Here is a 14,278-nt window from a genome sequence, read left to right on the forward strand (position 1 = left end):
GGATCTAGTGAATAAAAAAAAGAGACGATTAGAAGAGCAATTGTGTTTTTCCTTACAAACTGCCTCAAAGCAATTCAATAGAATGTACGCTAAAGCGCTGAAACCATTTCATTTAACCTATCCACAATATTTGGTTTTACTCGTATTGTGGGAGTATTCAGATCAGCGGATTTCTGATATCGGAGAAAAGCTTGCGCTTGATACTGGAACATTGACACCTATGTTAAAAAGAATGGAAAAAAATGGCTATGTTAATCGAGATAGATTACCAGAAGATGAACGTATTGTGATTATTTCACTTTCTGAAAAGGCGATTCAGCTGGAGACAGAGATTTATGATCAAGTAGAAGCTTGTTTGACACAGCTAGAGTTTAATGAAACAGACTATTTTTCTTTGATTGAGCAAATCAACTCTTTAAGCAAACAAATTAATGGAATTAACCATTGAAATACGTAACAATTAAACTTCAAAAAGAAGGGGACTTATGTACCTAAGCTTTTTGGAGTTTTTTAATACTATGAAGCATACTAATGTACATTTTCAGAAATATTGTGTACAATTTAATTGCACGATATAGCTATGATAATAAGAAGTGGAGGAATGAATCATGAAAAAAATCTATTCAACAACAATTATTAACACAGGCGGAAGAGAGGGAGAAGTTTTTTCACCAGATAAATCATTTAGTTATCAAGTAACCTCTCCTGGTCCGCACCAAGAAAATAAAACAAATCCAGAACAACTATTTGCGGCTGCATACAGCTCTTGTTTTAACAGCGCATTAGAACTTGTGATGGCGAAACAAAAAATCACATCAAAAAGCACAGTAAAAGCAACTGTGTCATTATTTAGTGACGAACAATCTGGTTTTCAAGTTGGGGTTGTTTTATCTGTAAAAATCGATGATGTTGATCGTGAAACAGCAGAAGAATTAGTGAAGGAAGCTCATGAAGTATGTCCTTATTCAAAAGCAACAAGAGGAAATATTTCAGTTGAGTTGGAAGTAGAATAGTATAGAGAAAGGGCAACTTTAGATAATTCTAAAGTTGCCCTTTTTTTATTTATCCACTTTTCTAAACGCATACGCTTTAAAATATTCTGGTTTATGTCGTTGTGTAAAACTATAAACGGTTAAAATCAATGCACCAATCGTATTTGTAAACAAATCACCCATTGTATCCATCAAGGCCTCACGACCGACATAAGGTTGACCTGCTTCCGTCATATAACGTTGTAAATTCATATTTCCAAGCGAATCACAAAGGAATTCCCAGAACTCCCAGAAAACACCGCACAATCCAGCAAACGCAAAGCCCATAATGATAAATAACCAAGGACTGATTTTAGAAAAATCTGATTCGCGTAAACAATACCCAATAATCGCATAACCCACAGCGACTAATAAAATTGGACTGACGGCATGAAGAATTTTATCCCAAAACGGCACAATAATAATTAAACGTAAACCCGTTCCCAGAAAAACTGCGATCCAAATAAAAAACCAATAATAAAGTCGGACCATTTTTGGAAAAACCAAGCCAGTAAATTTTGTAAAAATAAATGGTACGAAGATCACAGCGATTCCTGCAATCATTTCAAACGTCAATAACACATATTGTTCTGTTGGTTGAACTACAAATGTTTTAACAATATTGACGATCAATGTGATAAAACCAAACGCAAGTAAAAAATAAAAAGCACTTTTTTCTTGTTTATCCTCAAATTCTAACTTCATATAAAAGCCTCCGATATGCTTATTTGTTTAATGTTTCTTTAATTAAATCTAAAAAGGCTTGCTCATCACTAACAACTGACCCATTCAATTTCACCAATCCAACTGTATACAAGTTTAGATAATGGAATTGATTTTCAGCAGTATCACCTAGCGCTGCTAATTTTTTTTGATTATCCGCTCCTTGTTGGCGAGTATCTGTATATAGACCGATCATCGGAATATTTTTAGCGTAAGCCACACCAATTTCAGAAGCCACACCAGCATCGATCGTAATGCCATCTAAAACAGCGACAAGTAAATTACTTTCAAGAACTCTTTCAGTATCAGCTAGTGCAATCATTTTACTATCTGCATATGCTCTTTTGTCATTGATCGCACCGTTTTCTTGTGGTAAATAAACGTTGATAGAATCATCCAAATCACGAATTTTCTTAACTAAGTATTCATTATAAAGTAAGTCTGCTTTGGCAAACATCGGTCCTGCAAAATAAATGTTCATTTTTTCACCTCTAAGTTAGTTTTGTATTGTTATTTTTTTGAGAAAAAGACGCATTGATTAACTAAATCAACTTTATCCACTTGATAACCATAGGCAATCCAAGCACTTGAAAAAGAATGTTCTTTTTTTGTCCACCAAGCACTATAAGTTTTAGCTAGTTCAGGCAACATATGATTATGGGACATGTTTGCTTCTATTTCTGCAAATGATAATTGCAGGTTTGTTTTTTTAGCTAGCAAGGTTGGGATAACAAGAAAGTCATTCATAAAATCATCCTTTATTAAGTAATCATTCGTAATATAATCAAAAATAATCGCTAAAGTACGCTTCTTGATCAGGTAAAATCCGTTCTAATGAATTCAATGTTTCCTTATCTGTGTCTAAACGTTCGATTCGATGTAGATAAGTCGGGCGGCGGTAATTCATCAATAAACAAGACAAGGTTTGAATATCGATACGCACAGGTTGACCTAGCGGCTCATCCGTTATAGTAACCTGGTCATCTTCGTCCCATAACAAACTAAATACACCATTATTCCATTCTGCAACAGGATCACTTACTACAAAATGGAATGGTTTTGCTGTGCTGGCATAAGGATAAGCCAGCAGCATTTCTTTTACATCAACGATTCTAGCCATATAATAAGGTTCGATCGTTTCTTTGATTTGGCTATCATCTAGTAAGAAGGATAGCGGCTCATTTTTGTAAATATCTCCTTCAGCCCAATCAACCATTGAAAAATGTGCAGAAATAAAGTTCCATAAAGCATTACGCGCTTCTTGATTGATATAAAACATTTCTTTAATATGAAACACATCTTCAGCTACCCAGTAAAATAGCACACCTAAAGGCTCTTGATTTGCCCCATAATAAATGGCCGCAGTACGTTCGTCTTCATTTTCAAATCGCCAATATTCTTCCCAGTTAAATTCACTACGAATCAAAGCGCCATGATTTTGACGGGCAAATTTCGCATAAACGGTAAAAACATCCTCATGATCTACGCTTACACGTTCTACCATACCAGGGACGCTGATTTGCTTAGGCAATTGAGTATCACGAATTTTGAAAGACAACTTATCTGACATGATTTCCCAACCTTTTCTGCGGTAATAGGGAATACTATATGGGTAAAGATAAGAAATCCATTGTTTATCTGCCCGCATGTTTTTAAGAGCAAGATGAATCAAGTCCTGCATCAAGCCATGGTTGGCGTATTCAGGATAAGTCCCAACACCGGTAACGCCACCCATTTTGAAAAGTGTCCCGTGAATATTTACTTCACAAGGATAAATCGCAATTTGGGAAATCAATTGATCCTCATGGAACCAGCCAAAAACTTTTGATTGCTCTAAAATCGGCTGTTTTGATTTGATCAACTCTTTTTTACTTTCATAGCCGCTTTCTTCTAGATCTGCTTCTGTAAACTGGAAGACATAGCTCAATAATTCATTGAACTGATCCACATATTTTTCATCCACTGATTTTAATTCTAAATGTTCTCTGAACTCTTTTTGGTCCATTTTTCCATCTCCAATTGTTTTTTCTACCCTCAGTATATCAAAAAAGTAAGAATAAATAGAGTATTACTTACTAAGAAATGGTGAAGAAGGATATCTGACGCCGAAACTTGGTTTGAATAAATTTAATTAATCCAATAAAAACACATTATTATTGTGTCTCGTGGTCTGTGAGGAGGAGTACTATGTGGTTCTTTATTGATATAAGTGAGGGAGAAATATTTACCTTGAATGTTTCACAAATATTTTTATCTTGAAAAAAGGTCAAAGTAAATTTGTGACCAATGATCAGGAGATTCTCTGATAAACCAAACAGATTCCGTGAAAGCCAGATACAAACATAGGAAAGTTCTTTAAATATGATAGAAATCTTGCTATAATGGAAAGTGCTGATTGAAAATGATCGGAGCGATGAGCTAGTATGATTTGATTCAACGAAATCACAAGCTCATTCGGCTTTTCATAAAAGAAATGAGGACTATTAATGAATATAAATGAAATGAAGCAAAGACAAGAAAAAATTCGTAATTTTTCCATTATTGCTCATATTGACCACGGAAAATCTACGCTTGCTGACCGAATTTTACAAAAAACAGAAACAGTTTCTGATCGTGAAATGCAAGATCAATTGCTTGATGCGATGGATTTAGAACGTGAACGTGGGATTACAATTAAGCTAAACGCTGTTGAACTAACGTATACAGCAAAAGATGGCGAAGAGTATATCTTTCATTTGATCGACACGCCAGGACATGTGGATTTTACCTATGAAGTATCAAGAAGTTTAGCAGCCTGTGAGGGTGCGATCTTAGTGGTTGATGCGGCCCAAGGTATCGAAGCTCAAACATTAGCGAATGTTTATTTAGCGTTAGATAATGATTTGGAAATTATTCCAGTGATCAATAAAATCGATTTGCCAGCAGCAGATCCAGAACGAGTTCGTACAGAGATTGAAGATGTGATCGGGATTGATGCCAGTGACGCTGTTTTAGCAAGTGCCAAAGCAGGTATTGGTATCGAAGACATTTTAGAACAAATCGTTGATTTAGTTCCAGCTCCGACAGGTGATCTTGAAGCGCCTTTAAAAGCGTTGATTTTTGATTCTATCTATGACAGTTATCGTGGAGTTATTTTAAATGTCCGGATCATGGACGGGGTTGTAAAACCAGGGGATAAAATCATGATGATGAATAATAATAAAACGTTTGAAGTAACGGATGTTGGTATCTTCTCACCAAAACCAATCAGTCGTGACTTCTTAATGGTCGGTGATGTTGGTTATATTACAGCAGCGATCAAAACAGTTCGTGATACCCAAGTAGGGGATACAGTCACCTTAGCGAATAATCCCGCTGCGGAAGCTTTAGAAGGCTATCGTAAAATGAATCCAATGGTGTATTGTGGATTGTATCCAATTGATAATTCACGTTATGTTGAGTTACGTGAAGCATTGGAAAAATTACAATTAAATGATGCAGCATTACAGTTTGAAGCAGAATCTTCTCAAGCATTAGGTTTTGGTTATCGTTGTGGATTTTTAGGTTTACTTCATATGGATGTTATCCAAGAACGTTTGGAGCGAGAATTTAATCTAGATTTAATTACAACTGCGCCTTCAGTAATTTATCATGTAACCAAGACAGATGGCACGAAAATTGTGGTTGATAACCCAGCAGAATTTCCGGACCAAAGTACGGTCGATTTTGTAGAAGAACCATACGTTAAAGCAACAATCATGGTACCAAATGAATATGTAGGTGCAGTGATGGAAATTTCACAACGGAAACGTGGAGAATTTGTCACGATGGATTATTTAGATGAATATCGCGTGAATGTCGTTTATGATATGCCACTGTCAGAAATCGTTTATGATTTCTTTGACCGCTTAAAATCAGGAACAAAGGGCTATGCTTCATTAGATTATGAAATGATTGGATACCGTAAGAGCAATCTATCTAAGATGGATATTTTGTTAAACTCAGAAAAAGTCGATGCACTAAGCTTTATCGTGCATAAAGATTTTGCTTTTGAACGTGGCAAAGTAATCGTTGAGAAACTGAAGAAACTAATTCCGAGACAACAATTCGAAGTGCCAATTCAAGCTGCAATCGGTCAAAAAATTACTGCACGCTCAACAATCAAAGCCTTACGTAAAAACGTTTTGGCCAAATGTTATGGTGGGGATATCTCACGTAAACGTAAGTTGTTAGAGAAACAAAAAGATGGTAAAAAACGTATGAAACAAGTTGGTTCTGTTGAAGTTCCGCAAGAAGCCTTCATGGCTGTTCTGAAAATGGACGAGGATGAACCGAAGAAATAACACCAATTTTTTGAGAACAATAATAAAATCTCAGCATTTTTCATAAAAATTGCCAACCATTTGCCAGCAACAAGGCAAGGGGTTGGCAATTTTTATGTTAATCCTCAATATTTTCCCAAACCTTTCTATCGATCATTGGTAAGCTCGAATAAGCGTTTCTCCTCTTTATTCAGAAAATATTATACTCATAACATCAACGAATTTCATCCGATTATAGTAAATCCAAGTCACTATGTTATTTTTTTGCGTATTTTAAATTTATTTACTTATGAAGCCTTGATAGAGTTTTACTAAATCATCTTTTCTGTTTACTTCTGTTTTCGAAAAAATATTATGGGAGTGAGCTTTAACTGTTCCAATCGATATGTATAATTTATCGGCAATTTCCTGGTAAGTCATGTTATTTAATAGTTCGGCTAAAATATCTTTTTCACGTTTCGTTAAGTGAAACTCTGAACAAAAGTTTTCAAACAAATCAAAGGAAAGAGCAGTTACAGGTTTGATATGAATTCTTTGCATGAAAAATTTGATCAGCCAAAAGCACAGCAAAATGGATATACCATCACTATTTAAATTATGACCATGAATGAAAAAGAAATAATGTTGGACGTCTGGAAAGTAAAAAAAATCATATAAATTCAAAATTATTGTGACGAAACCTCCAAAAATTAAAGTTAATCCAAAATTTTTATTTTGAAAAAGAAATTGATTGAGAGCGGAATTTGTCGTTGATAGCTTTTTTCTTGTTAAGCAGCCAAGGTAAATTAAAAATGCATTATCTGCTAAACAAGCAATTAAAATGCTGGTTGTCCACGTTTGCCCAATGTGCAACGGTAAAATGATTAATGCAATAGTTAAAGACAACAGTAAAACATGTTTCCATAATTTGGATGTTGGGATGTGCTGTTTGAAAAGTAAAAATGAAAAGATAATGCTTAAGACATAAATAGAAACATTTATTAACTGGAAGAAAGAGCAAATTGAACAAGCAGACTTTTCTGAAAATAGAATATTGAAATAATCCGAAAGAGCACTCAAAAAGAAAAGCAAAAAATAGATAAATAATATTCGATGGATTTTGTTTTTGTCTTTAAAAAAAAGTATGGCAGACAACACGACAACAACAAAATAGCAGAGCAGAAAAAATACAAAATAATGTAAAGAAAACATACGTCACCTCATTTTGTTAAATTATTTATAGAACTATTATACAAGTAAATATAAAAAAGTGGAAAAATTATGGGTCAAAACGTCTGAAAAATAGTATAAAACCTTGTCCAACAAATTAGCCATCTAGTTATCCAATTTCTTGCGGGCATATATAATCTAAACTTCACTAAACCATACTAAACTTTCATTATTCGGCACGAATGTAAACGCTTAATATTTGCTGTTAAAAAAATAGACCGCAACGTTTATAGTAAACTAACGAAAAAATCGTTATGTTATGAGCAAGAAGGGGATCGGAGGTGAATGACGTTTCAAAAGTTTTAAAGAGAGGGGCTGATAGTTTAAAAGACATGATATTTTTAAAGAATGTTTCAAGATTAATCAGTTACTTAATAATACGAAAACAGAGAGGAAGGTATGATGTTATGAAATTAGTGAATACGTTTAGTACCAGTATTATTATGGGGATTTTATTAGTTACTCCATTTAGTACGGCAAATGCAGAAAATGCGCAAGAAGAGATTCAACCGCAAGTTGGGACTACTAATGTTAATGAGTTAATGACAAAAGCTGGAACTTTTTATTATAAAAATTTTATTGCCGGTACGAAAGACGACTGTAACGATAAAATTTCAACTTGCACCTATAATCCAGATCCGCATAATATCACACATAACTTAAGAGTGAATGTGAAAGGGCAAACGAAAGATATTTATCAAAAAGAAATTATGATCAAACATCTTGGGGAAGATATCTTAACGAATCAGACAAGTTCTAAGCCAGAAACAAGATATACCTCAGTGCATGCCGTTACCAAAATAAAATCCAAGTCTACTACAGTTGATAAGGGCTTTGTTTTGCCACATAAAATCGGAAATGTCATCGTAGCTGCCGATATTCTTGGTGTTGGTAGAGTAAATTTACCATTTGATTTTAATAAATCGGAAACTATTTCTGATTCTGAATCAGAAACGACAAGTACATCACCACAACCCTATACGGTACAACCGAACCAAGTGATTAAAGTAATTACAGAATTATATGCACTTGAGTACGATGGATCCATAGCTTTTACTGCTGAAGCAATTAGTAATGCTGACATTAATGTAGCAATAGATGCAAAAGGCGGCGTTTGTAAAGGCACACCTGGTGGGGTTATTTGTGTCAATAAGGACCGAACATTTAATAAAGACTTCACGATTCTTTATGACAATTTAAATAACGATCAAAAACAAAAATTGGAAAATTCAGGTATGTACATGAATACGAAAGTACCTGGTGAGAAAAAATTGCCTTTCTTTAAAGGTGAAGGTAGCTTTACAGGGATAGGTGGTCATCGCGTTGTTACAAAAGATTACGACATTACTGATCCTAACAATCCTAAATTAGTGAATGTGAGATCTCAAGATATTTAAACTTTATCAAGGGGCATAATTTCTCAATGCATGTATTTATGCCTCTTGTTCTATTATTAATGGGCAAAAATAGGAGTGGATATGAAAAGAATAAGTCTAATTATCTTAATAATATTATTTCTTGTAGGTTGCTCGCCAAAAGAAAGTTTAACTGAAATTCCGAAAGAGCAATTGATTGAGCATGTTTTACCTCAACAAGGAACAGCTATTTTATATTTTGGTCGCGACTCGTGTCCACACTGTAAAAAGTTTTTCCCGAAACTAAATAAGGTTATGAAAAAGCAAGGGAAAGTTCTTTATTATTATAATATTGACACACATCGCGAAGACAGTCTATTGCCAAAAGAAATGAAAAAATTTCAAGTTGAGGAAATCCCGCTATTAGTTATTTATAAAAATAAAACAATAACTGCAACACTAATGGGAGATAAAAGTGAGAAAGAAATCGAAAACTTTATCAATCAAGCAACATGAGAGTTAAATGTCTGTTAAGGAAAGGAAGCCTAAACGATGACTTCATTTAATGCTTATATAGAAGATCCATTATTTTTCAGAGCTAATAGTTTATCAAAAGATACGTCAACCACGTATTCGCTCCCTTTGCCTGCTGGCTGGCATGAAATCAAAAGTGACAAAGAATGGACAACATTATTTCCGTTACGAAAGAAAATCCAAAGGCAAGGTTGGAAAGTGCATGTTAGTGCAAGTTTAGCTGATGTTGAAGCGATACTTAAAAACACTGCAGAAGTTTGCTTTCAAAACAATGTTTGTTTTAAACATTTAGCAACCGAGAAAGTGTTTAAAATCCGTAATGGTAAACATGTTAGCAGAGGTTTTTCTGGGAAATTTATTACTTGCTACCCAGATCAAGCACAACTAGAAATGTTTCTTGATGCTTTGGAAAACAAACTTGCTGGTTTTTCTGGTCCATATATTTTAAGTGATAAGCGTTGGCAAAAAGCCCCTATTTATTTGCGATATGGTGTTTTTCGAGATTCTTATCCAGACGAAAATATGCCTACAGATAGTCAGATGCTTAAAACACGTTATGGTGAAGTCGCTGATCAGCGGGAAGCAATGTTTAATCTGCCAGAAGGAATTGAAGTACCAATGTTTTTGGAAAGTTGGTTACATGATGCAGGTACAGAAGAAACTATGCCATTTATGATAAATTCAGCTATTCAATTTTCAAATTGTGGAGGGATTTATCATGCAATATTAGCTGACTCAGAAAAAGAGATTATTTTAAAAGAAGCACGACCTTATACTGGAATCGACCATTATGGTGTTTATGCAACTGACCGTTTAGCATCAGAAAAAAAGGCTCTAGAGATTTTAAGTAGTCTACGTGGCGTACCCGATTATTGCTGGTATGGAACCGTCTGGGAGCATCAATATTTAGCAATGGAAAAAGTAGAAGGAGTGGCGCTTAATCGTTGGGTGACTGGACATTATCCTTTTTCAATGAACAAACAAATTGATTATTTGCAAAAAATACAAAAAATTGTCCGCCAATTAATCGAAATTGTCGAGGCGTCACACAACCGTGGCGTGTATCATCAAGATATTCATTTAAGAAATATCATCCTCACTGTTGATGAACAAGCGGTGTTGATTGATTGGGGAGAAGCGTTGTTTATTAATCAGCCGTTACCCTTTCATCAAGTTGCAGCACCGGGCTTTAGAGCTTGGGGGAAAGAGTTGACGCCAGAGCAAATTGATTGGTATGGCGTACTTCAAGTGGCGCATTTTCTATTCTTTCCACTCATTTTACAAGCAGAACTAGTCTATCAATTTGGTGAACAAACCATGCGTGCAGCACAAAAATATTTTCGGAATTTAGGTTACAAGTCTGAAGAAATCACGGCGTATGTCAAGCTATTATCGGAACTAAAAAAGAAAGTTAAAACAATTGAAGTTATATGTCCTAATAAAGTTCTAAGGCCCTATTTATCAGGAAATAGTCAGTTAAGTGCGGATTCGACTTTACAAACCTGGGGCAAGCAACTTTTAAATGGTGCCTATTCAGTGATGCAAATGTGGCAACGCGATTATGATTTTCGACATTTTCCAGTTCATTATTATGGAACGAGAAGCAAACTAGGGATTGCTTTTTCCGATTTAGGCATTATCTGGGCGTATACAAAACTTGAACATTTATTAGGAGAGCAAGGAAGATTAACCGAAACAAAACAAAAAATCATTGCCGAATCTATAAATGACATATCTATGCTGAAGCAAGTACAAGGCGGTTTGTTTGATGGCTTAGCAGGAACTTGTTGGTTGCTTGATCAACTTGGAGAAACGGAGCAGGCGACAAAGCTTGTTAACCAATTTTTTAAACCGATGATCGAGGGATGCAAAAATTTTAATTTATATAATGGATTAGCAGGAATTTTACTAACGGGTAGTTATTTTTTTAGTCAGCAAAAACTAACAGAGGAAAATGCTCAATTGCTAATTTCCAAACTTAGACAATTTGCACATGCTTATCAAGCACAACCTAGCCATTTTTGTCGTTCAGAACAAAAAGGACGTCTGACGAATAACCCTGTTGAACAGACAATAGGATTATTTTATGGACATGCAGGTTTAGGTTGGTTATTTTCCGAAGCTTATCGATTAACCAACGACAGCTTATTTATTGATTGTTTAAATGTGGCGATTGAAAAAGAGCTTGCTAGTTATGTAGTTAGTCAAGAAAACAGTTTGCAGTGCAAGCAACAACATCGTTCACTTCCTTATTTAGCTACTGGAAGTGCTGGTTTGGGTCTGTTGATAGCTAAAAATAGTGAGCACATAACGCAAGCAAATCTTTCCAAACAGTTGCCGCTATACCGCGCTTTAGAAACAAACTTTTCTGTTTTTCCAGGTCTATTTAATGGTTATAGTGGTCTGAAATTAAGCCAGTTGCTAATAAATAGACAACTAAAACTAGGAGATGCTGAACAGATAAGTGAATCATTTGTAGCAGGCTTGCAGCCACATTTGATACAAATTGGTACTGGTCTTGCAATTGCAGGCGATCACGGCACCAAACTAACGATGGATATATTTTCTGGTTTTGCTGGAGTCGCTTTAACGATTACAAACATAATGGACCAAACGTTTGATATTTTACCTGCGCTAAAAAAATAACTAATCCATATGGGTTTATAGATAGATCCCAATCCAAAAATCTAAATAAACATTTGAAAGGAGTTGAGTCAAATGGCTAAAGAAATTCTTGCGTTACAAGAAGCAACAACAGAAGTTGCAAAATGGGAAGATGAAGTTTTTGCGAGCGGCATAAGTTGTTTAACTTGTGTTTGCTAAAACAAAATTTTTAAGATTACTTGAAAGGAGGTGTGTTTCCATGGCTAAAGAAATTCTTGCGTTACAAGAAGCAACAACAGAAGTTGCAAAATGGGAAGATGAAGTTTTTGCAAGCGGCATAAGTTGTTTAACTTGTGTATGTTAAAACGAAATTTTTAACTTTACCTGAAAGTAAACTTAGTTGTTTAACATGAACTTGTTAAACTTTAAGTTAGAAAGTATTCTCACTTTATTTTAATTAAGGAGGTGTGTTTCTATGGCTAAAGAAATTCTTGCGTTACAAGAGGCAACAACAGAAGTTGCAAAATGGGAAGATGAAGTTTTTGCAAGCGGTATAAGTTGTTTAACTTGCGTATGTTAAAACGAAATTTTTAACTTTACCTGAAAGTAAACTTAGCTGCTTAACATGAACTTGTTAAATTTTAAGTTAGAAAGTATTCTCACTTTATTTTAATTAATGGAGGTTGGTATCATATAAGATAAAATGATTCCAACCTCCATTTTTAAAATAAAATTAAACCTAAAAGGGAGGGATAACAATGAAGTTTTGTAATCGAAAAGTTTTTTTGCGTAACACATTATTGTTTATTGCTTCAGCCGTTTCTTTATTCTTGCTATTTTTACCTACTAACGTAAGCGCAGCAGAATATAGTGTTGATTTAAACACAAACCTTAAAATTGAAAAAAATGACGGGTCGGGTGAAGTTTTGCAATATGCAGATGGCAAAATGTCGTGGGGAAAATGGTCAGGAGATAAGTCTCAGATATGGCATTCAGAAAAGATGTGGGCTGGTGAGGAATACCAATTAAAACCGGCACATGAAGACAAAAACCACTACCTATTCTGGGATAAAGATATTTGGAATCCAAACGATAAAGGGAAATTATCATTTGGCCAGATTTTAACGAAGAATCAAACCACGAGTAAGTGGCTGATAGAAGCAAATTCGGATGGTACCTATAGTATTCGTAATTCCCACGCTCCAAATCCAGGTTTGGCAGTGGCCGCTGATGGTGTTGGTTTGTCTTTCGGAGGCGCTAGTGCATTTAAACTTTCTAACGATTTAACACCGCCAACATCAGAAAATCATGCCATCGTTTTCACCTCCGATCCTCAATACCCATGGACTGATAAAATGGACCGAGGTGAGAGTGATCCTGATGCTGAAGCAAACTCTGCCGCTTTAATTCGGGAACAATATACAAGTGTCAATGCCTATAATGATACGAAAAGCAGTGCTAAGGTAGTTATTAATGGCGATATTACCGCTTTTGGTCATAGTTGGCAATGGGATAAAATGGAAAATGAGTTAATGCCAATCTTAAATAAAAAGTATTATTTTGGTTTAGGAAATCATGATATCGAAAACAATCAAGGTAAATGTTTTGAAGATAGCTGTTTTGATCTCTCTTTAGAAAGATTAACCTATCATATTAGTACAAATAACGTCTTATCAGCTGATGCTGGTGGTATTAGAAGTTATGCGTATTCAGTCCAACTACCAGGGAACGTGATGCTTTTACAATTGAATAACTATCCAACAATGGATTATCAAGCGACATCTTGGTCAGGTCCTTTGAACGTGGGTGTAAAACCTAATTTTGGTTTTATCGAAAATGCCTTGGGTTATGCGAAGAACAACGGAATGAAAGTGTTGATTGGGGTCCATAAACCAGATGATTGGAAGGGAGGCCCAAGCGCACAATTTATTCAGCTAATTGAAAAATATAATGTGAAAGCTGTTTTTGCAGGTCATTATCATGACAAAGTAGGGAAATATTCTTCACCGGACTATTTTGGCAATGTCCCAGTATTTTTATCTGGAGGAGCGACACAGAAAAGTTTCTTAATTACAGAATATGATGACCAAAGTTTGAAAATTTATAAAGTACAAAACAATGCTTGGCAAAATAAAGAGTTCATTTACGAAATCAATTTAAAAAATTGAAATTAGCAAAGGGCTTTGTAAACGCAGTAAGAGCTTGGGATAAGCGCAAAGATTGTATCTCAAGCTCTATTCGTTAGTTGAAAGTGAACGCGAATGAAGCAAAAAATACATAAATCAAACGCAGTTATTCTATTTTTACGTAAGGCTAAAATAGAATAACTGCGTTTTAGTGTGATAATTTTACTTAAGATGAGAAAATAAAATCATGTTCTATCTATTCAAAAAATAGTCAATCAATTATCCGTTACTGCAAATAGTGATACCTAGTAATTATTTTTAAATAAAAAGTGTGTATATTCTTGAAAAAAAAGGATAAGTATAAATTTCCTAAGCTCATTTTTATCAGTTTATTT

The 14,278-nt window shown here is 34.8% G+C and carries 12 protein-coding genes; 7 read left to right on the forward strand and 5 right to left on the reverse strand.

Annotation, left to right across the window (positions count from 1 at the left end):
• The first annotated feature begins 7 nt into the window (after positions 1-7).
• Both JZO69_RS04930 and JZO69_RS04935 read left to right on the forward strand, forming a co-directional pair.
• Positions 8-448, forward strand: a complete 441-nt coding sequence (locus JZO69_RS04930) for a transcriptional regulator, SarA/Rot family (protein WP_207111774.1) — start codon at positions 8-10, stop codon at positions 446-448.
• 160 nt (positions 449-608) lie between these two features.
• The gene (locus JZO69_RS04935) at positions 609-1,013 is read left to right on the forward strand and encodes an organic hydroperoxide resistance protein (RefSeq protein WP_207111775.1); all 405 of its coding nucleotides are present in this window, start codon (positions 609-611) and stop codon (positions 1,011-1,013) included.
• Positions 1,014-1,058: 45 nt separating this feature from the next.
• Here the strand turns inward: JZO69_RS04935 and JZO69_RS04940 are convergent, their stop codons facing one another.
• The 4 genes from JZO69_RS04940 to JZO69_RS04955 are packed head-to-tail and all read right to left on the reverse strand — an operon-like array spanning position 1,059 to position 3,759.
• Positions 1,059-1,736 carry a DUF2238 domain-containing protein gene (locus tag JZO69_RS04940; protein WP_207111776.1) on the reverse strand — a complete coding sequence of 226 codons (678 nt, stop codon included), beginning with the start codon at positions 1,734-1,736 and terminating at the stop codon, positions 1,059-1,061.
• A 19-nt stretch (positions 1,737-1,755) separates the two neighbouring features.
• Positions 1,756-2,235 (reverse strand): nucleoside 2-deoxyribosyltransferase, encoded by a 480-nt coding sequence (locus JZO69_RS04945; protein ID WP_207111777.1) that lies wholly within the window; start codon positions 2,233-2,235, stop codon positions 1,756-1,758.
• A 29-nt stretch (positions 2,236-2,264) separates the two neighbouring features.
• Entirely contained in the window at positions 2,265-2,501 is a 237-nt protein-coding gene (locus tag JZO69_RS04950; RefSeq protein ID WP_207111778.1) for a DUF7662 domain-containing protein, read from the reverse strand.
• A gap of 37 nt (positions 2,502-2,538) precedes the next feature.
• Positions 2,539-3,759, reverse strand: coding sequence for a GNAT family N-acetyltransferase (locus tag JZO69_RS04955; RefSeq protein ID WP_207111779.1), 1,221 nt, complete (start codon positions 3,757-3,759; stop codon positions 2,539-2,541).
• Positions 3,760-4,240: 481 nt separating this feature from the next.
• Here JZO69_RS04955 and lepA point away from each other — a divergent pair, with 481 nt between their 5' ends.
• Complete coding sequence (gene lepA / locus JZO69_RS04960) at positions 4,241-6,076, forward strand: translation elongation factor 4 (RefSeq protein ID WP_207111780.1); 1,836 nt, start codon at positions 4,241-4,243, stop codon at positions 6,074-6,076.
• A 258-nt stretch (positions 6,077-6,334) separates the two neighbouring features.
• On the opposite strand, the gene JZO69_RS04965 is transcribed toward lepA, so the two are convergent.
• Positions 6,335-7,246, reverse strand: a complete 912-nt coding sequence (locus JZO69_RS04965; RefSeq protein ID WP_207111781.1) for a helix-turn-helix transcriptional regulator — start codon at positions 7,244-7,246, stop codon at positions 6,335-6,337.
• Positions 7,247-7,671: 425 nt separating this feature from the next.
• Here JZO69_RS04965 and JZO69_RS04970 point away from each other — a divergent pair, with 425 nt between their 5' ends.
• From JZO69_RS04970 to JZO69_RS04985, 4 genes are all read left to right on the forward strand, one after another.
• Positions 7,672-8,661, forward strand: coding sequence for an ETX/MTX2 family pore-forming toxin (locus JZO69_RS04970; protein WP_207111782.1), 990 nt, complete (start codon positions 7,672-7,674; stop codon positions 8,659-8,661).
• A gap of 81 nt (positions 8,662-8,742) precedes the next feature.
• Positions 8,743-9,135, forward strand: coding sequence for a thioredoxin family protein (locus tag JZO69_RS04975; RefSeq protein ID WP_207111783.1), 393 nt, complete (start codon positions 8,743-8,745; stop codon positions 9,133-9,135).
• A 36-nt stretch (positions 9,136-9,171) separates the two neighbouring features.
• Positions 9,172-11,799, forward strand: coding sequence for a class III lanthionine synthetase LanKC (lanKC, locus tag JZO69_RS04980; protein WP_207111784.1), 2,628 nt, complete (start codon positions 9,172-9,174; stop codon positions 11,797-11,799).
• A gap of 716 nt (positions 11,800-12,515) precedes the next feature.
• Positions 12,516-13,925 (forward strand): metallophosphoesterase, encoded by a 1,410-nt coding sequence (locus JZO69_RS04985; protein ID WP_207111785.1) that lies wholly within the window; start codon positions 12,516-12,518, stop codon positions 13,923-13,925.
• The last annotated feature ends 353 nt before the right edge of the window (positions 13,926-14,278 follow it).

Origin of the sequence: Candidatus Enterococcus ikei (assembly GCF_017316105.1) — a bacterium.
GTDB lineage: Bacteria > Bacillota > Bacilli > Lactobacillales > Enterococcaceae > Enterococcus_L > Enterococcus_L ikei.

Coding starts and splice junctions, on each gene's coding strand:
- JZO69_RS04935 (WP_207111775.1), top strand. CDS start 609: ATGAAAAAAATCTATTCAACAACAATTATTAACACAGGCGGAAGAGAG.
- JZO69_RS04940 (WP_207111776.1), bottom strand. CDS start 1,736: ATGAAGTTAGAATTTGAGGATAAACAAGAAAAAAGTGCTTTTTATTTT.
- JZO69_RS04945 (WP_207111777.1), bottom strand. CDS start 2,235: ATGAACATTTATTTTGCAGGACCGATGTTTGCCAAAGCAGACTTACTT.
- JZO69_RS04950 (WP_207111778.1), bottom strand. CDS start 2,501: ATGAATGACTTTCTTGTTATCCCAACCTTGCTAGCTAAAAAAACAAAC.
- JZO69_RS04955 (WP_207111779.1), bottom strand. CDS start 3,759: ATGGACCAAAAAGAGTTCAGAGAACATTTAGAATTAAAATCAGTGGAT.
- lepA (WP_207111780.1), top strand. CDS start 4,241: ATGAATATAAATGAAATGAAGCAAAGACAAGAAAAAATTCGTAATTTT.
- JZO69_RS04965 (WP_207111781.1), bottom strand. CDS start 7,246: ATGTTTTCTTTACATTATTTTGTATTTTTTCTGCTCTGCTATTTTGTT.
- JZO69_RS04970 (WP_207111782.1), top strand. CDS start 7,672: ATGAAATTAGTGAATACGTTTAGTACCAGTATTATTATGGGGATTTTA.
- JZO69_RS04975 (WP_207111783.1), top strand. CDS start 8,743: ATGAAAAGAATAAGTCTAATTATCTTAATAATATTATTTCTTGTAGGT.
- lanKC (WP_207111784.1), top strand. CDS start 9,172: ATGACTTCATTTAATGCTTATATAGAAGATCCATTATTTTTCAGAGCT.
- JZO69_RS04985 (WP_207111785.1), top strand. CDS start 12,516: ATGAAGTTTTGTAATCGAAAAGTTTTTTTGCGTAACACATTATTGTTT.